Below are 17,897 nucleotides of genomic sequence, written 5' to 3'. Positions count from 1 at the left end.
GTCAGAAATCCGCATCCCAGTCCACCCGCATCTCGCCGGCAGGCAGATCGATCTTCTGCACGCATTGCTCCGTATAGGGCAACAGGCGCTCGCGATCGTCCACGCTCCCCGCGCAGGGCTTCACCACCAGCACATCATTGGCGCCGGTTTCCAGCAAGTGATCGACCCGACCGAGCAGTTGCTCGTCCTGGTTGATGACCTTCAGACCTTCCAGCTGATACCAGTAGTATTCGTCATCCTGCAGTGCCGGCAGTTGACTGCGCGGAACACAGATGAGGAATCCGGCATAGCCGCGGGCCACGTCGCGATCGTCGAGTCCCTTGATCTTGACGGTCAGCGCCTTGCCTTGCAGGCGCCCGCTTGCCAGTTCGACCTGACGAACCTCGCCATCGCGCGTGAGCGTCCAGTGGCGGTAATCCAGCAGGTTATCCAGCGGATCGGTGTAGGAGTAGACCTTCACTTCCCCGCGGATGCCATGCACCGAAAATATTTTGCCGAGAACGACCAGATCCTCGGCGGGTGCCGGCGAATGTTGCATGATCAAGGACTCAGGCTTGCGCCGCTTCCTTGAGCAGTTGGGCAGCGCGCTCGGACGGCTGGGCGCCCTGGCTCAGCCAGTACTGGGCACGCTCGGCGTTCACGGAGAGACGCACTTCACCACCAGTGGCGACCGGATTGAAGAAACCGATGCGCTCGACGAAACGGCCGTCACGGGCGGAGCGGCTGTTGGTCACGGTCAGGTGGTAGAAAGGGCGCTTCTTGGAGCCGCCACGAGCAAGACGGATGGTTACCATTGAACTTCGTTCCTGTAGTAGGTGCTTGCAAAAGCTGTATGCACACTAGGGCCCACGGCCCGAAAGGCCGCACATTTTAAGGATTATCCGCGGTTTTGCAAATGTCTTTTTCCGCGCCGGCTCGCGCCGCCACGGTCCATTCGCACTCCGCAGTCATCCCCGCTTACTGCCCGCCGGAAGCGGGCGACGGCACGCGGCGGCCCCCAGTGCACCGCCGCGCGCCGGATTCTCACATCTTCGGCATGCCGCCCGGCATGAGGCTGCTCATGCCGCGCATCATCTTGGCCATGCCGCCCTTGGCGGTGACCTTCTTCATCATCTTCTGCATCTGCTTGTGCTGCTTGATCAGGCGGCCGACATCCTGCACCTGGGTGCCGGAACCCAGCGCGATGCGGCGCTTGCGCGAGCCGCTGATCATTTCCGGGTCGCGGCGCTCGGCGGGGGTCATCGAGTTGATGATCGCCTCCATCTGCCGGAACTGCTTCTCGGCGACGTTCTGCACGCCGCCCATCTGGCTGAGATTGACGCCGCCCAGCATCGGCAGCTTGTCCATCAGGCTGCCGAGGCCGCCCATGTTCTTCATCTGCTGCAGCTGGTCGCGGAAGTCCTCGAGATCGAAGCCCTTGCCCTTCTTCAGCTTCTGGGTGAGCTTGGCCGCCTTCTCGCGGTCCATGTTCTGCTCGGCCTGCTCGATCAGGCTGAGCACGTCACCCATGCCGAGGATGCGCGAGGCCACGCGGTCGGGATGGAACGGATCGAGCGCCTCGCTCTTCTCGCCCATGCCGAGGAACTTGATTGGCTTGCCGGTGATGGCGCGCACCGACAGCGCGGCGCCGCCGCGCGCGTCGCCGTCGACCTTGGTCAGCACCACGCCGGTCAGCGGCAGGGCGTCGTTGAAGGCCTTGGCGGTGTTGGCGGCGTCCTGGCCGGTCATGGCGTCGACTACGAACAGCGTCTCGACGGGGTTGATCGCGGCGTGGACCTGCTTGATCTCCTCCATCATCTCGGCATCGACGTGCAGACGGCCGGCGGTGTCGACGATCACCACGTCGATGAACTTGAGCTTGGCCTCGGCGATGGCGGCACGCGCGATGGCCACCGGCTGCTGGCTCAGATCCGAGGGGAAGAAGGTGACGCCCACCTCGCCCGCCAGGGTCTCCAGCTGCTTGATCGCCGCCGGGCGGTAGACGTCGGCGGACACCACCAGCACCGACTTCTTCTTGCGCTCCCTTAGGAAGCGCGCCAGCTTGCCGACCGTGGTGGTCTTGCCCGCGCCCTGCAGGCCGGCCATCAGGATTACCGCCGGCGGCGCGGCGTTCAGCGCCAGGTCCTCGTTGGCCGCGCCCATCAGCGCTTCCAGCTCGGCGCGGACGATCTTCACGAACGCCTGCCCCGGGGTCAGACTCTTCGACACTTCGGTGCCGACCGCACGTTCCTTGACCTTGTTGACGAAGTCCTTGACCACCGGCAGCGCGACGTCGGCCTCGAGCAGCGCCATGCGCACTTCGCGCAGGGTGTCCTTGATGTTGTCCTCGGTCAGCTTGGCGCGCCCGGTGACGTTGCGCAGCGTCTGCGACAGACGGTCGGTCAAATTCTCGAACATGCACGTTCCTTTGAAAGAGGGAGCTTGCGGCAAGTCGCGGATTATAGCCGAGTGCTCCGCGCGCCGACACCGCCCCCCAGGCTTTCGTGGATAGCCGGTCTGTGCCAAACTCGGCGACTTCGAGGCTTTCCCCACAAGGACTTATGACGCCTTTGCTGCCCAGCCTGGCGGCGGCCGGCCTGTATGCCGGCGCGACCATCTACCAGGCCCTGCTGCTTTCCCGTCGCGCGTTTCCGGACAAGCGCCTGCTCGTCCTTCTCGGCGCCCTGGCCCTGCTGGCCCACGTCATCGGCCTGCGCCTGCTGTTGCTGGACAACGGCGCGCTGCGACTCGACTTCTTCAACGCCTCCAGCCTGGTGACCGCCGCGGTGATCACCCTGACCCTGCTGGCCAGCCTGCGCATCCCGGTGGAGAACCTGCTGGTCCTGCTGTTCCCGCTGGGCAGCCTGACCACCCTGCTGGCCCTGCTGCCGGGCGGCACCACGCGACCGATCGTCGAGGAGCCGGGCATCCTCGCCCATATCCTGCTGTCGATCCTCGCCTACGGCCTGCTGACCATCGCCGTGCTGCAGTCCCTGCTCCTGCTGCTGCAGAACCATCAGCTCAAGCACAAGCACCCGTCGGGCATCATCCGCAACTTCCCGCCGCTGCAGACCATGGAGAGCCTGCTGTTCGGCTTCCTGTGGGGCGGCTGGAGCCTGCTGTCGCTGTCGCTGCTGTCCGGCTGGCTGTTCCTCGACGACCTGTTCGCCCAGCACCTGGTGCACAAGACCCTGCTCGCCTGTCTGGCCTGGGTAGTGTTCGGCGTGCTGCTGTGGGGCCGCCACCAGCTCGGCTGGCGCGGCGGCAAGGCGATCCGCTGGACCCTGGCAGGCTTCCTGCTGCTGATGCTGGCCTACTTCGGCAGCAAGCTGGTCCGCGAATTCATCCTGCACATCTGAGTCGGATGCCGACGCCGTGGACGACGACCAGCCCGGTCTGCTACGCCGCCTGTGGCGGCTACTGAGTCCTTTCCCGGCCACCCCGCCGCGCGCGCAGCGCGGCACGGCCGAACAGCGTACGCACGTCGCGGTCGAGGCCGATCCCGGCCAGCCGCAGCGCCGCGAGGAGATGCTGCAGGGCATCCTCGAGCTGGACAAGATCACCGTCAACGACATCATGGTGCCGCGTAGCGAAGTGCTCGGCATCGACCTCGAGAACACCCTCGAGCAGATCGTCAGCCAGTTGCGCAGCACCCCGCATACCCGCCTGCCGGTGTACCGCCACGATCTCAACCAGGTCGAGGGCGTGGTGCACATGCGGCGCATCGCCCGCCTGCTGACCCACAGTCCGCTGACCGTGGAGACGCTGCGCGGCGCCTGTGTGGAGCCGTACTTCGTACCGGAAAACACCCCGCTGTCGACCCAGCTGCTCAACTTCCAGCAGTGCCAGCGGCGCATGGCCCTGGTGGTCGACGAGTACGGCGAGGTGATCGGCCTGGTCACCCTGGAGGACATCCTCGAGGAGATCGTCGGCGAGTTCACCACCCAGCCGGGGCTGCGCGAGCCGGAAATCCACCCGCAGGAGGACGGCAGCTACCTGATCGACGGCAGCGCCAGCATCCGCGAGGTCAACCGCGAACTCGCCTGGCACCTGCCCAGCGACGGCCCGCGCACCATCGGCGGCCTGGTCACCGAGGCGCTCGAGCACATCCCCGACAGCAGCGTGTGCCTGAAGATCGGCCCCTACCGCCTGGAAATCCGCGAGGCGGCGGACAACCGGGTGAAGAGCGTGCGCATCTGGCGCAGCGAGCCCCGCGCAAGCGGGCCGCGCTGAGCGCCCGCGCAGCCGGAAATGAAAAGGCCGGCCCCCTGGCGGGTACCGGCCTTTGCCTGGCGCATGCCGACCCTTACAGCTCGACGGTCACCGCCGCCGCCGCGGCCAGCGCCTTGGTGCGCGCCGTCTCGATCGACCCATCGCGCGCCAGCGCCACACCCATGCGCCGCTGACCGCTGACCTCCGGCTTGCCGAACAGGCGCAGCGCGGTATCCGGCTCGGCCAGGGCCGCGCCGAGGTTGCCGAAGCGCACCGCATTCGACTCGCCCTCGACCAGGATCACCGCGGAGGCCGAGGGGCCGAACTGGCGGATGGCCGGGATCGGCAGACCGAGAATGGCCCGCGCGTGCAGGGCGAACTCGGAGAGGTCCTGGGAGATCAGGGTCACCAGGCCGGTGTCGTGCGGGCGCGGCGATACCTCGCTGAACCACACCTGGTCGCCCTTGATGAACAGTTCGACGCCGAACAGGCCGCGGCCGCCGAGCGCCTCGGTGACCGCGCTGGCGATGCGCTCGGACTCGGCCAGCGCCGCAGGGCTCATTGCCTGCGGCTGCCAGGACTCCTGGTAGTCGCCCTTCTCCTGGCGGTGACCGACCGGCGCACAGAAGGTAGTGCCGCCGACGTGGCGCACGGTGAGCAGGGTGATCTCGTAGTCGAAGTCGATGAAGCCTTCCACGATGACCCGGCCCTTGCCGGCGCGACCGCCCTCCTGGGCGTAGTCCCAGGCCTTGCGCACGTCGTCCGCGCCGCGCAGCAGGCTCTGGCCCTTGCCGGAGGAACTCATGATCGGCTTGACCACGCACGGGAAGCCCAGCTCGGCGACCGCCGCGGCGTAGTCCTCGAAGGTGTCGGCGAAGCGGTACGGCGAGGTCGGCAGGCCGAGTTCCTCGGCGGCCAGGCGGCGGATACCCTCGCGATTCATGGTCAGCTTGGCGGCGCGCGCGGTGGGCACCACGGTGAAGCCCTCGGCCTCCAGCTCGACCAGCGTATCGGTGGCGATCGCTTCGATCTCGGGAACGATGTAGTGCGGCTGTTCCTGCTCGATCACCGCGCGCAGGGCGGCACCGTCGAGCATGCTGATCACGTGGCTGCGATGCGCCACCTGCATGGCCGGGGCGTTGGCGTAGCGGTCGACGGCGATCACCTCGCAGCCCAGGCGCTGCAGCTCGATGACGACCTCCTTGCCCAGCTCGCCAGAGCCGCACAGGAGTACACGGGTCGCGCTCGGCGACAGCGGGGTTCCGATCATGGTCACGGAAGGTTCCTCAGAGGGGGTTCAACAGTCCTGCGGCCAGGGCGCGCTCGCGACAGCGCTCGAGCACGGCGCGGCGCTCGGCGTTGTCCATGCGGCCCCAGCGGGTGATTTCCGCGCCGCTGCGGTGGCAACCGACACAGATGTCGTCGTCGTTCAGCGCGCAGACATAGACGCAGGGCGAGGCGACCGGCTTTTCCTGCTCGACCATCAGTCGGCCTGCTCGGCGAGCTCGCGGGCGTAGCGGCGGGCGTTGTCGACGTAGTGGGCGGCATTGTTCTGCAGGCCGCGGATCTGCTCCTCGCTGAGCTGGCGCACCACCTTGCCGGGCACGCCCATCACCAGGCTGCCGTCGGGAATCTCGCGGCCTTCCGGGACCAGCGCACCGGCGCCGATCAGACAGTGCTTGCCGATCTTCGCGCCGTTGAGCACCACCGCGCCGATACCGACCAGGCTGTGGTCGCCGATGGTGCAGCCGTGCAGGGTGACCTTGTGGCCGATGGTCACGCCCTTGCCGATGGTCAGGGGCCAGCCCATGTCGGTGTGCAGCACGCTGCCGTCCTGCACATTGCTGCCCTCGCCGACGTGGATCAGCTCGTTGTCGCCACGCAGCACGGCGCCGAACCACACGCTGGCATCGGCGTCCAGGCGCACCTTGCCGATCAGGCTGGCGCCGGGGGCCACCCAGCTGTCGGGATGGGTTTCGACACGGGCATCGCCCAGGCGGTACTTCATCGGCAGGCTCCTTGGCACGCTCAACGGTAAGGGACGAAATGGGCCGGCGGCTCGCGCAGCTCGATGCCGGCGTCGTAGATCAGATTGACCAGCTCGACGATCATGATCGCGGTCAACCCCCAGATCTTGAAGCCGCCGTAGCGATAGCTCGGCACGTACCAGCTGTAGCCGAGGTAGTCGATGCGGTGGGTGATCTCGCGCGGATCCTCGCGGAAGAATTCCAGCGGCACGCTGAATACCGCATCGATCTCATCGCGGTTGGCCTGGAACTCGACACTGTCGGGAATGAAGCCGACGTAGGGGGTGACCTGAATGCCATGGCGGGAGATCTGCGTGCTCAGCGGGCCGACCACCTCGACCATACCGGGCGTGAGGCCGACCTCCTCGTGCGCCTCGCGCAGGGCGGTGATCACCAGCGACGGGTCCTCCGGATCGCGCCTGCCCCCCGGAAAGGCCACCTCGCCGCCATGCGTGGACAGCCCGCTGGCGCGCAGGGTCAGCACCAGCTGGGGTTCCGCGCTGCGGGTGATCGGCATCAGCACCGCGGCTTCGGGGAAGCGCTGTTCGCTGGGCAGGGGGCTGGGGCCGTGGGCCTGCACACGTTGGCGCAGCTCATCCAGCATGGGCTGTTCTCGTCATGGATTTATCACCAAATCATGGCATGAAACCGTCGGGGTGCCAAAGTCCCGGCGGCGACGTCGCCTTTCGCCGCCCCGACCTTCCCCCGACCCCGCGGCTGGCTTAAAATTCCCGGCACACTTACTGCCGGCCGTCGCTCCGGCCCGAAATCCGCACCAGCGTGACCCTCAGCCCAGCGGCACGCTGCATGAACAACCGGCCGCCGGGCTGACGGCCACCTGGTTTGCACTGGAATGCCTGTCATGCGCTGGTTGATCGTCTGTTGCTGTGCCCTCTTCGCCACCTTGAGCCAAGCCATGAGCACTCCGGTTCTGGATACCGCCTCGAAGGTCGACAAGGTGCTGGTGCTCAAGTCCGAGCGCAAGCTGCACCTGCTCAGCCGCGGCGAAATCCTCAGGAGCTACCGCGTCTCGCTGGGCAAGCAGCCCAACGGCCCCAAGCGCTACCAGGGCGACCGGCGCACCCCGGAGGGCTTCTACTGGATCGACTGGCGCAAGCCCAGCGACAAGTACAATCTGTCCATGCACATCTCCTACCCCAACGCGCGGGACCAGCACCTGGCCCAGGAAAAGGGCCTACCGGCGGGCGACATGATCATGATCCACGGCACGCCGCTGGACGAGGAATATCCCGAGTGGTACTTCCACACCCTCGACTGGACTGAGGGCTGCATCGCCATGCGCAACCGCGACATGCAGGAGGTGTGGAGCCTGGTGAAGGACGGCACGCTGATCGAAATCCGCCCCTGAGCTCGCCAGCGCAGACAAGCAAAAGGCGCCGCATCCACCGATGCGGCGCCTTTTTCGTTTCCGCCGGTCAGCGGCTCAGAACACCATGTCCGACAGCCGCCAGACGTCGAAGGCCGGCGTCTCGTAGGGATGGCTCTGCTTGAGCGCCTTGACCGCCGAGTGGATCAGCTCGTCAGCCACCACCATCTCGACCTTCCACTCCGCCACGCGCGCCAGTTCGCCCTGGGCGCCGACGTAGGGCTGGCTGCCCGGCAGCGGATGGAACTGGCCCTCGCCGAGAGTCTGCCAGCAGCAGCTGTCGTACTCGCCGATGCGCCCGGCGCCGGTGGCGAAAATGGCGGTCTTCACCGCCTCCAGATGAGTCTCGGGAACGAAGAAACACAACTTGTACATCGAAGTCTCCGGCACGCAGAAGTGGATCGGCAGCTATAGCCCTCTGGCCAGCTATCCTGCCACAACCGCTGACCGTCTGACGCCTCTTCCTTGACGCTTCGTCGGAGTTATCTGCCGACCGGCAGCGTTGCTCCGGATCGCAGACACAAAAAAAGGCGCCCGTCGGCAACGGGCGCCCCGCTTCCACCACCAGCCCACCGGCGCCACGCGCCGGCAGGCAGAGGGACGGATCAGTCGACCCAGACCCGTGCGTTGCGGAACATGCGCATCCAGCCGGCGTCTTCCTGCCACTCGTCCGGGCGCCAGGAGTTCTGCACGGCGCGGAACACCCGCTCCGGGTGCGGCATCATGATGGTGACGCGCCCATCGCGGGTGGTCAGGCCAGTGATGCCGCGCGGCGAACCGTTGGGGTTGGCCGGATAGGTCTCGGTGACCTTGCCGTGGTTGTCGACGAAGCGCAGCGCCACGCTGCCGGACAGGTCGGTCTGCAGCAGGGCTTCCTCGCTGGAGAACTCGGCATGCCCCTCGCCGTGGGCGATGGCGATCGGCAGGCGCGAACCGGCCATGCCCTGCAGGAAGATCGACGGCGACTCCTGCACCTGGACCATCGCCACGCGCGCCTCGAACTGCTCGGAGCGGTTGCGCACGAAACGCGGCCAGTGCTCGCTGCCCGGGATCAGCTCGCCCAGGTTGGAGAGCATCTGGCAGCCGTTGCACACGCCGAGGGCGAAACTGTCCTTGCGCGCGAAGAAGGCGCTGAAGTTGTCGCGGGCGCGGCCATTGAACAGGATCGACTTGGCCCAGCCGCCACCGGCGCCGAGCACGTCGCCGTAGGAGAAGCCGCCGCAGGCCACCAGGCCCTTGAAGTCCTCCAGACTGACACGACCGGCGATGACGTCGCTCATATGCACGTCCACCACGCTGAAGCCGGCGCGGTGGAAGGCGGCAGCCATCTCGGTCTGCCCGTTGACGCCCTGCTCGCGCAGGATCGCCATGCGCGGACGCACGCCCTTGGCGATATAGGGGGCGGCGATATCCTCATTGACGTCGAAGCCGAGCTTCACCGACAGGCCCGGGTTGCTCTCGTCGAGCAGGGCGTCGAACTCCTGCGCGGCGCACTGGGCGTTGTCGCGCAGGCTCTGGATGCGGTGGCTGGTCTCGCTCCAGATGCGTTGCAGAACGCGGCGCTCGGCGCTGTAGACGATCTCGTCGCCCAGGCTCAGGCGGATGTCGCCGCCGGCGAGCGGGCGGCCGATGACGCTGACGCAGTCGGCGAGGCCGGCAGCGGCGAAGCGCGCCAGTACCGCGGCACTGTCGGCGGCACGCACCTGCAGCACCGCACCCAGCTCCTCGCTGAACAGCGCGGCGCCCAGCGCCTCGCGGCTCGCGGCGATGGCGTCGAGACGCAGCTCCAGGCCGCAGTGGCCGGCGAAGGCCATCTCCACCACGCTGGCCAGCAGGCCGCCGTCGGAGCGGTCGTGGTAGGCCAGCAGGCGGCCTTCGCTATTGAGGGCCTGGATGGTGTCGAAGAACGCCTTCAGCTCGGCGGCGCTGTCGACGTCCGGCGCCTGGCGGCCGATCTGGCTGTAGACCTGGGCGATGATCGAGCCGCCGAGGCGGTTCTGGCCACGACCGAGGTCGACCAGCAGCAGTTCGCTGTCGCCCTTGTCGAGGCGCAGCTGCGGGGTCAGGGTGGCGCGCACGTCCTGCACCGGGGCGAAGCCGGAGACGATCAGCGACATCGGCGCGGTGACGCTCTTGTCCTCGCCGCCGTCCTGCCAGCGGGTCTTCATCGACATCGAGTCCTTGCCGACCGGGATGGTGATGCCCAGCGCCGGGCACAGCTCCATGCCGACCGCCTTGACGGTGTCGTACAGGCGGGCGTCCTCGCCCGGGTGGCCGGCGGCGGCCATCCAGTTGGCCGACAGCTTGATGTCGGAGATCTTGCCGATGCGCGCGGCGGCCAGGTTGGTGATGGTCTCGCCGACCGCCATGCGGCCCGACGCCGGAGCGTCGAGCAGGGCCAGCGGAGTACGCTCGCCCATCGCCATGGCCTCACCGGTGTAGACGTCGAAGGCGGTGGCGGTCACCGCGCAGTCGGCCACCGGTACCTGCCACGGGCCGACGAACTGGTCGCGGGCCACCAGGCCGGTGATCGAGCGGTCGCCGATGGTGATCAGGAAGCTCTTGGAAGCGACGGCCGGATGACGCAGCACGCGCTCGACTGCATCACTCAGCTCCAGCCCGGCGGCGCAGAAGTCGTCGCCCAGCTCGGCCTCGCGGCTCACCGAACGGTGCATGCGCGGCGGCTTGCCGAGCAGCACTTCGAGCGGCATATCCACCGGATTGTTGCCGAAATGGCTGTCGGCCACGGTGAGCTGGCGCTCCTCGGTGGCCTCGCCGACCACCGCGAACGGGCAGCGCTCGCGCTCGCAGATGGCCTTGAAGGTCTCCAGGTCGGCGGCGTCGACGCTGAGCACATAGCGCTCCTGCGACTCGTTGCACCAGATTTCCAGCGGGCTCATGCCCGGCTCGTCGTTGGGCACGTTGCGCAGTTCGAAGCGGCCACCGCGGCCGGCATCGTTGATCAGCTCCGGCAGGGCATTGGACAGGCCGCCGGCGCCGACGTCGTGGATGAACTTGATCGGGTTGTTGTCGCCCATCTGCCAGCAGCGGTCGATGACCTCCTGGCAGCGGCGTTCCATTTCCGGGTTCTCGCGCTGCACCGAGGCGAAGTCGAGGTCGGCCGAGCTGGCGCCGGTGGCCATCGACGAGGCGGCGCCGCCGCCCAGGCCGATCAGCATGGCCGGGCCGCCGAGCACGATCAGCTTGCCGCCGACCGAGATCTCGCCCTTCTGCACGTGCTCCTCGCGGATGTTGCCGAGGCCGCCGGCGAGCATGATCGGCTTGTGGTAGCCGCGCACTTCCTCGCCGCGCGGAGTGGCGACAGCCTGCTCGAAGGTGCGGAAGTAGCCGGTCAGGTTGGGACGACCGAACTCGTTGTTGAACGCGGCGCCGCCCAGCGGGCCCTCGATCATGATGTCCAGCGCGCTGACGATGCGCTCGGGCTTGCCGTAGGCCTTCTCCCAGGGCTGCTCGAAGCCGGGGATCTGCAGGTTGGAGACGGTGAAGCCGACCAGGCCGGCCTTGGGCTTGGAGCCGCGACCGGTGGCGCCCTCGTCGCGGATCTCGCCGCCGGAGCCGGTGGAGGCGCCGGGGAACGGGGCGATGGCGGTCGGGTGGTTGTGGGTCTCCACCTTCATCAGGATGTGCACCGGCTCCTGATGCGGCACGTACTCGTTGCTGCCCGGCTGCGGGAAGAAACGTCCGGCGACGAAGCCCTCGATCACCGAGGCGTTGTCCTTGTAGGCGGACAGCACGCCCTCGCGGTGCAGCTCGTAGGTGTTCTTGATCATGCCGAACAGCGACTTCTCCTGCGCCTGGCCGTCGATGTCCCAGCTGGCGTTGAAGATCTTGTGGCGGCAGTGCTCGGAGTTGGCCTGGGCGAACATCATCAGCTCGATGTCGTGGGGGTTGCGCCCCAGGTCATTGAAGCTCTTCACCAGGTAATCGATCTCGTCCTCGGCCAGGGCCAGGCCCAGGCTGACGTTGGCCTGCTCGAGGGCAGCGCGGCCGCCGCCAAGCACGTCGACCACGGTCAGCGGCTTGGGCTGGGCATGGCTGAACAGCGCCTCGGCTTCCTCCAGACGACCCAGCACCAGCTGGGTCATGCGATCGTGGAGCACGCCGGCGACCGCCTCGGCGTCGGCCGCCGACAGCTCGCCGGCCACGTAGTAGGCGATGCCGCGCTCCAGGCGCTGGAGCTTGCCCAGGCCACAGTTGTGGGCGATGTCGGTTGCCTTGCTCGACCACGGCGAGATGGTGCCGAAGCGCGGCACCACCAGGAACAGCCGGCCCTGCGGCTCCTGCACCGGTACGCTCGGACCGTACTGCAGCAGCCGCGCCAGCACCTGCTCCTCGTTGCTGTCGAGTGCGCTGGACACCTCGGCGAAATGGGCAAACTCGGCGTACAGGCCGGCTACCGCGGGGACCTTCTCGGTCAGTTGCTCGAGCAGTTTGCCGTGACGGAAAGCAGAAAGGGCGGGGGTGCCGCGCAGGATCAGCATTGTCGGAACAGCCTCTTGGGCAAGGGAGTGCGAAAGACCCGACATTCTAGCGCAAAGCGCCCAGCCCGGCACCCGCGGCCGTCGGCGCCGCAACCGCTCGTGCACTCCCCACCTTCGATATATGGCCGGCCGGCCGCCTTTGCGTATACTCCAGCCATGCACAACCTCAACGCACCCCGCCGGAGTCATAGTGCCTGGCTGCTGGTCACCGTTCTCCTCCTGCTGCTGAGTGCCTGTGGCGACGCGCCTACAGCCCTCGAGCGCGTGCAGGAGGACGGGGTGCTGCGCGTGATCACCCGCAACAGCCCGTCCACCTACTACCAGGACCGCAACGGCGAGACCGGCTTCGAATACGAGCTGGCCGAACGCTTCGCCAAGCACCTGGGCGTCAAGCTGCAGGTCGAGACCGCCAACAGCCTCGACGAGTTGTTCGCCCGCCTCAACAGCCCCAACGGCCCGCAGCTGGCCGCCGCCGGGCTGGTCGAAACCGCCCGCCGCGCGCCGATGGCGCGCTTCAGCCGCCCCTATCTGGACATCAGCCTGCAGGTCGTCTACCGCAACGGCCAGCCACGGCCGACCCAGCCCGAGCAACTGGTCGGCAAGCGCATCACCGTGGTCAAGGGCAGCATTCACGCCGAGCGTCTGGCCGAGCTCAAGCAGCGCCTGCCCGCGCTGCAGTACAGCGAGTCCGACGACGTCGAGGTGGTCGACCTGCTCGGCATGGTCGACGAGGGGAAAATCGACCTGACCCTGGTCGACTCCAACGAACTGGCGATGAACCAGTTCGGCTTCCCCAACGTGCGCGTCGCCTTCGACCTCGACAGCAACCAGCACCTGGCCTGGGCGCTGCCGGCCGGCGCCGACGACAGCCTGCTGCAGGCGGTCAACGCCTTCCTCGCCGAGGCCGAGCGCGACAAGACCCTGCAGCAGCTCAAGGAACGCTACTACGGACACATCGACGTGCTCGGCTACGTCGGCACCTACACCTTCGCCCGCCACCTGCAGCAGCGCCTGCCGCGCTACGAGCAGGAGTTCCGCAAGGCCGCCGAGACCCACAAGATCGACTGGCGCCTGCTCGCCGCCATCGGCTACCAGGAGTCGATGTGGCAGGCCGACGCCACCTCCAAGACCGGCGTGCGCGGCCTGATGATGCTCACCCAGCGCACCGCCCAGGCGGTGGGCGTGGCCAATCGCCTCGACCCGCGGCAGAGCATCCAGGGCGGCGCGCGCTACTTCATCCAGGTGCACGCCGAGTTGCCGGACAGCATCGAGGAGCCGGATCGCTCCTGGTTCGCGCTGGCCGCCTACAACATCGGCAGCGGCCATCTGGAGGACGCCCGCAAGCTCGCCCAGGCCGCCGGCCTGAATCCCAACAAGTGGCTGCACGTGAAGAAGATGCTGCCGCGGCTATCGCAGAAGCAGTGGTACACCAAGACCCGCTACGGCTACGCCCGCGGCGGCGAGCCGGTGCACTTCGTCAACAATATCCGCCGCTACTACGACATCCTCACCTGGGTCACCCAGCCGCAGCTGGAAGGCAGCCAGGTCGCCGACAGCGGCCTGCACCGTCCGGCGGTGGACAAGACGCCCAAGCCCGAACCGCAGCTGTAAGGTCGGCGCAGCGCCGAAGCGGTTGCCCCGCCCGGCAGGCGCCGGCGGGGCGCAGGACAGACCTCGTGGCCGCCCGCCACGAGGCCTGGGATAACGACCGCGCGGTCAGGCGCCGCCCGGCTCGCCGGTGAACTCGACCAGCAGGTCCTCGTCGGTGACTATGGTCTGGCAGGCCAACCGCCAGGTCGGCGGCAGATCCCTGACCTCAGCCCGCTCCAGCTCGCCCTTGGGCAGCTTGCCGACGGACTTGAGGACGTTCTTCTCCTTGTCGGTCAACATCACGCCCTTGATGCGCTCGCCATCGAGGTGGGTGACCTTGACCAGGCAGGAACCGCACTCGCCGTCCTGGCATTCGAACGGAATCTTGATGCGGTTTTCCTGGGCGACGCCGAGCAGGGTGTCGCGCCTGCCGGCAACCGCTTCGACTTTCTTGTTGTGGGGCATCAGAGGCGAGGAGAAATAGATGGTGGCCATGGGAAATCCCTTCTGTGGTTATGGGGGTACCGCGGCCGAAGCGGGTGCAATAACCATACCTTTAGAGTGGGATTGAGCGATGAGCCCTAGCCGGGGGCCGACTTGTCGTGATCGCCACATGCCCACGTCGCCTTGCCGACAATTGTGCGCAATGCAACAAGGCGGTGGCTCAGCCCTTCTGTCGACGCAGGCGGAAGAACTCGCTGAGGACCGCCCCGCATTCCGCCGCCAGCACGCCGCCCTCGACCAGCAGACGGTGGTTGAGGAAGGCCTGCTCGAAGAAGCGCCCGCGGCTCTCCACCACTCCGGCCTTGGGCTCGGTGGCGCCGTAGACCACCCGGGCGATGCGCGAATGGATGATCAGCCCGGCGCACATGCTGCACGGCTCCAGGGTGACGTAAAGGGTGCTGCCGACCAGGCGGTAGTTGGCCAGATTTCGCGCCGCGTCGCGGATCGCCACCATCTCGGCGTGGGCGCTGGGGTCGTGGGTGGAAATCGGGCAGTTGAAGCCGCGGCCGACGATCTCGCCGTCGACCACCAGCACGGCGCCCACCGGCACCTCGCCCCGTTCGGCGCCCTGGGCGGCGAGCGCCAGCGCCTCGCGCATGAAGCGCTCGTCCTGGCTGCGGTCGATGATCGTCGGTTTCTTCATGGCGGAACGGCTGCGGCAAAAGGAAAGCCCGCCAGTTTGGGCAAAGCCGGCGGCGAGTCAAGTCCGGGGCCCGTAGGGTAGAAGACTCGCGCAGCGATCTTCTACCGATGAACGCAGGCCAGCGCGTCGTCTGGCGGGCAATCGCTGCGCGAGTTGCCCATCCTGCACCGGACCTCGGCTCCCAGACCTAGACCACCGCGATGGCCGCCATCAGGCCGGTTTCCATATGGTCGACCACGTGGCAGTGGAACATCCAGGTGCCCGGATTGTCGGCCACCAGCGCCACCCGCGCGGTTTCCTGCTTGCCCAATAGATAGGTGTCGGTGAAGTACGGGGTGATCGGCCGGCGGTTGGAGTCGAGCACCTTGAAGCTCATGCCGTGCAGGTGGATCGGGTGCTGATACTGGCTGAGATTGCGCAGTTCGAGGATGTAGCTGCGGCCCTGGCGCAGGGTCGCGATGGGGCGCTCGGCGCAGCTCTTGTCCTTGATGTCCCAGGCCTGGCCGTTGACCTGCCAGAAGCTGTGCGCCGCGCCCTGCGCCAGGTTGGCCGACACCGCGCCGGTCCACTCGAAGTTGAAGCGCAGGGTCTCGGCCGCCGCCAGGTCGGGCTCGGCGATCGGGTTGGCCGGCAGCGCCGGCGGCCAGTCGCCGGCAGGCTCGGTGCTGGCCACGCTCTTCAGCGTCGCCAGGCGCAGCGGACCGTTGCGCAGCGGCAGTTCCATGCCGGCCGCCGGCACGCGCAGGGCCAGCTCGATGCGCATGCCCGGGCCCAGCCAGTACTCCTTGCCCAGCGGTTGCGGCGCCACCGGGTTGCCGTCCAGGGCATAGATGCGCGCCTCGGCCTGCGGCAGGTTGAGGCGGTAGGTCAGGGTATTGTCGAGGTTGAGGATGCGCAGGCGGACGACCTGCCCGGCCGGCAGTTCGAGGGTCGGCGCATGCACGCCGTTGACCGTCGACAGGCGCCCGGCGGTGCCACCGCGCGCCGCCTCGCGCGGCACGCTGAAGTCGGTGAAGGCGCCCTCCCCGTCGACGTGCCAGCTCTTCAGGCTCAGCGTGTGCTCGTGGCGGAAGCCGCTCGGCTCGCGCTCCTCGACGATCAGGGGGCCCACCAGGCCGCGGCCGAGCTGCTCGCCGCTCGCGGTGTGCGGGTGGTACCAGAAGCTGCCGGCGTCCTTGACCTGGAAGCGGTAGTCGAAGTACTCGCCCGGCAGGACGGGGAGCTGGGAGACGTAGGGCACGCCGTCCATCTCCAGCGGCAGGCGGATGCCGTGCCAGTGGATGGTGCTCGGCTCGGGCAGGTGGTTGACGAAGCGCACGCGCAGCCAGTCGCCCTGGCGGGCGCGCAGTTCCAGACCCGGCGCCTGGCCGCCGTAGGCCCAGGCGGTGGTCTTGTGGCCGGGCACCAGCTCGACGTCCAGCGGCGCGGCGATCAGCTCGTAGTCGTGGCTGGCCGCCTCGGCCGGGCGCCCCAGCCAGTAGCGCGCACCGCCGCCCGCCAGGCCGAGCACGCCGAGGCCGGCCAGACCGCCGAGAACTTGTCTGCGGGTGAAGGACATCGAAACCCCTCGCTTGGGAAAGATGGCGCGCGGCAGCGGCGTGACAGTTCGCCGCAAACGCAGATGACAGAGTTTCTCATTTTCCCCGGCAGAAGTGCGAGCCCCGCCTGCGACAGATCAGCGCCCCCGGGCCGGCGCGCTCAACCGGCCAGCAGGCGGGTCAGCGCGTGCAGCCCCAGGCCGACCATGCCGCCGACCAGGGTGCCGTTGATGCGGATGTACTGCAGGTCCTTGCCGACGTTGTGCTCCAGCAGGGCCACCAGCTCGTCGCTGTTCCAGCGCTCCACCCGCTCGGCGATGTAGCGACGGATGTCCTCGCGGTGACGCTCTACCAGCCTGGGCGCCACCTCGAGCAACTGGTCGTTGATCCAGCGGCGCATCGCCGCATCGCGGGCCAGCGCCTCGCCCAGGCGCTGGCAGAGGCGCACCAGGCGGCGGCGGATGGTCGAGTCGGCATCCGTCAGGTCGGCCTGCAGCCAGTCGACCAGATCGTCCCACAGCTCGCGCAGGTAGCCGCTCAGCGCCGGGTGGGCGAGCAGCTGCTCGCGGATCTGCTCGCCCTTGAGACGGAAGGCGGGGTCGTCCTTGAGCCGCGCGACGAAGCGCAGCAGGCAGGCGTCGAACTTGCCGCGCAGCTCGTGCTGCGGGTCGCGGCTGATCTCGCCGATCAGCTCGGAGACGCGGCGCACCAGCTTGTCCGCCGACCACTGGCCGGCCTTCTCGTCGAGCGGGATGTCCCTGCCGAACAGGCGAAAGCGCAGCGCGCTGAACTCGCTGGAGAGCCCTGCGGCGATGCGCTGCTGCACCGCCTCGTCCTGCAGCAGCGCATCGAGCTGGGCGAGCAGCTCGTCGAGCATGGCCTGGTGGCGGCGCTCGTAGGTCAGCATGTCGAGCAGCTGGCCGGCCAGGTGCGCCAGGTCCAGCTCGCGCAGCCGGCGGGTGGCGCTGCGCTGGATGAACTGGCGTACCCGCTCGTCGCGCAGGGCATGGAGGCCGTAGCGGGCCACGCCGACCAACTGGCGGCCGAGCGCCTCGGCGTTGGCCGGCAGACGCAGCCAGCCGGCCAGCCGCGCGGCGGCGTCGAAGGCCTCGAGCTTGGCCATCACCTGCGGGGTGGCGAGGAAATGGGTGCAGATGAAGTCGGCCAGATTGCGGCCCAGGCGCGCCTGCTTGCGCGGGATGATCGCCGTGTGCGGGATCGGCAGGCCGAGCGGGTGGCGGAACAGCGCGGTCACCGCGAACCAGTCGGCGATGGCGCCGACCATCGCCGCCTCGGCGAAGGCCGCGAGGTATCCCCAGCCCGGATGGCTCGGCAGCAGGTGGACGGCCAGCGCGTACAGCGCCGCGGCCAGCAGCAGAAGGCCGAGGGCGAGCGCCTTCATGCGGGCCAGGGGGGAACTCCATGTCGACATCGGACAGCTCCTGCGGAGCACGGCTCACTGCGCATCATAGCCGAGGACGGGTCCCGGCCGGCGCCCCGCGCCTTGGCCGAAAC

16 protein-coding genes and 1 pseudogene are annotated in these 17,897 nt (G+C 68.1%); 4 read left to right on the top strand and 13 right to left on the bottom strand.

From position 1 onward, the window contains the following. Position 1 precedes the first annotated feature (1 nt). The 3 genes from rimM to ffh form a co-directional block, all read right to left on the bottom strand. The gene (gene rimM, locus LMJ29_RS01350; protein WP_229603209.1) at positions 2 to 538 is read right to left on the bottom strand and encodes a ribosome maturation factor RimM; all 537 of its coding nucleotides are present in this window, start codon (positions 536 to 538) and stop codon (positions 2 to 4) included. 10 nt (positions 539 to 548) lie between these two features. Further along, on the bottom strand, positions 549 to 794 hold the full coding sequence (rpsP, locus tag LMJ29_RS01345; protein WP_090213609.1) for a 30S ribosomal protein S16: 246 nt from the start codon (positions 792 to 794) through the stop codon (positions 549 to 551). A 229-nt stretch (positions 795 to 1,023) separates the two neighbouring features. Beyond that, the gene (ffh, locus tag LMJ29_RS01340) at positions 1,024 to 2,397 is read right to left on the bottom strand and encodes a signal recognition particle protein (RefSeq protein WP_229603208.1); all 1,374 of its coding nucleotides are present in this window, start codon (positions 2,395 to 2,397) and stop codon (positions 1,024 to 1,026) included. Between the two features lie 143 nt (positions 2,398 to 2,540). Between ffh and LMJ29_RS01335 the strand changes: the two genes are divergently transcribed. Next, positions 2,541 to 3,338 carry a cytochrome C assembly family protein gene (locus LMJ29_RS01335; protein ID WP_229603205.1) on the top strand — a complete coding sequence of 266 codons (798 nt, stop codon included), beginning with the start codon at positions 2,541 to 2,543 and terminating at the stop codon, positions 3,336 to 3,338. Positions 3,339 to 3,498: 160 nt separating this feature from the next. Continuing rightward, positions 3,499 to 4,212 (top strand): annotated as a pseudogene (locus LMJ29_RS01330) (transporter associated domain-containing protein); the annotation flags it as partial. A gap of 73 nt (positions 4,213 to 4,285) precedes the next feature. On the opposite strand, the gene purT reads toward LMJ29_RS01330, so the two are convergent. Genes purT through LMJ29_RS01310 form a run of 4 tightly spaced genes read right to left on the bottom strand, consistent with a single transcriptional unit; the run spans position 4,286 to position 6,822 of the window. Beyond that, positions 4,286 to 5,467: a formate-dependent phosphoribosylglycinamide formyltransferase gene (gene purT, locus LMJ29_RS01325; RefSeq protein WP_229603202.1), complete on the bottom strand. Its 1,182-nt coding sequence runs from the start codon at positions 5,465 to 5,467 to the stop codon at positions 4,286 to 4,288. Positions 5,468 to 5,477: 10 nt separating this feature from the next. Continuing rightward, positions 5,478 to 5,675 (bottom strand): DUF1289 domain-containing protein, encoded by a 198-nt coding sequence (locus tag LMJ29_RS01320; protein WP_229603199.1) that lies wholly within the window; start codon positions 5,673 to 5,675, stop codon positions 5,478 to 5,480. Beyond that, a complete protein-coding gene (locus LMJ29_RS01315) occupies positions 5,675 to 6,199 on the bottom strand; it encodes a gamma carbonic anhydrase family protein (RefSeq protein WP_229603196.1) in 525 nt (174 codons plus the stop codon). Before LMJ29_RS01315 ends, LMJ29_RS01320 begins: the two co-directional genes overlap by 1 nt. Positions 6,200 to 6,219: 20 nt before the next feature. Beyond that, positions 6,220 to 6,822, bottom strand: coding sequence for a CoA pyrophosphatase (locus LMJ29_RS01310; RefSeq protein WP_229603193.1), 603 nt, complete (start codon positions 6,820 to 6,822; stop codon positions 6,220 to 6,222). A 258-nt stretch (positions 6,823 to 7,080) separates the two neighbouring features. Here LMJ29_RS01310 and LMJ29_RS01305 point away from each other — a divergent pair, with 258 nt between their 5' ends. Then, positions 7,081 to 7,587 (top strand): L,D-transpeptidase family protein, encoded by a 507-nt coding sequence (locus tag LMJ29_RS01305; protein WP_229603190.1) that lies wholly within the window; start codon positions 7,081 to 7,083, stop codon positions 7,585 to 7,587. A gap of 75 nt (positions 7,588 to 7,662) precedes the next feature. Here LMJ29_RS01305 and LMJ29_RS01300 read toward each other — a convergent pair whose 3' ends face one another. Further along, on the bottom strand, positions 7,663 to 7,980 hold the full coding sequence (locus tag LMJ29_RS01300) for a Nif3-like dinuclear metal center hexameric protein (protein WP_229603187.1): 318 nt from the start codon (positions 7,978 to 7,980) through the stop codon (positions 7,663 to 7,665). A 230-nt stretch (positions 7,981 to 8,210) separates the two neighbouring features. Then, positions 8,211 to 12,107, bottom strand: a complete 3,897-nt coding sequence (gene purL / locus LMJ29_RS01295) for a phosphoribosylformylglycinamidine synthase (RefSeq protein ID WP_229603184.1) — start codon at positions 12,105 to 12,107, stop codon at positions 8,211 to 8,213. A 156-nt stretch (positions 12,108 to 12,263) separates the two neighbouring features. Between purL and mltF the strand changes: the two genes are divergently transcribed. Beyond that, on the top strand, positions 12,264 to 13,718 hold the full coding sequence (mltF, locus tag LMJ29_RS01290; protein WP_229603181.1) for a membrane-bound lytic murein transglycosylase MltF: 1,455 nt from the start codon (positions 12,264 to 12,266) through the stop codon (positions 13,716 to 13,718). A gap of 105 nt (positions 13,719 to 13,823) precedes the next feature. Here mltF and LMJ29_RS01285 read toward each other — a convergent pair whose 3' ends face one another. The 4 genes from LMJ29_RS01285 to LMJ29_RS01270 form a co-directional block, all read right to left on the bottom strand. Next, positions 13,824 to 14,192, bottom strand: coding sequence for a 2Fe-2S iron-sulfur cluster-binding protein (locus LMJ29_RS01285; RefSeq protein ID WP_229603178.1), 369 nt, complete (start codon positions 14,190 to 14,192; stop codon positions 13,824 to 13,826). A 169-nt stretch (positions 14,193 to 14,361) separates the two neighbouring features. Continuing rightward, the gene (tadA, locus tag LMJ29_RS01280; protein WP_229603177.1) at positions 14,362 to 14,844 is read right to left on the bottom strand and encodes a tRNA adenosine(34) deaminase TadA; all 483 of its coding nucleotides are present in this window, start codon (positions 14,842 to 14,844) and stop codon (positions 14,362 to 14,364) included. A 187-nt stretch (positions 14,845 to 15,031) separates the two neighbouring features. Further along, positions 15,032 to 16,402 (bottom strand): multicopper oxidase family protein, encoded by a 1,371-nt coding sequence (locus tag LMJ29_RS01275; protein WP_229603174.1) that lies wholly within the window; start codon positions 16,400 to 16,402, stop codon positions 15,032 to 15,034. A 140-nt stretch (positions 16,403 to 16,542) separates the two neighbouring features. Beyond that, a complete protein-coding gene (locus LMJ29_RS01270) occupies positions 16,543 to 17,814 on the bottom strand; it encodes a DUF445 domain-containing protein (RefSeq protein ID WP_229603171.1) in 1,272 nt (423 codons plus the stop codon). Positions 17,815 to 17,897: the final 83 nt, after the last annotated feature.

Source organism: Pseudomonas oryzagri, assembly GCF_020831405.1.
Taxonomy (GTDB): domain Bacteria; phylum Pseudomonadota; class Gammaproteobacteria; order Pseudomonadales; family Pseudomonadaceae; genus Geopseudomonas; species Geopseudomonas oryzagri.
Note: the sequence above shows the minus strand (reverse complement) of the source record. Positions and strands in the feature narration are given on the sequence as shown.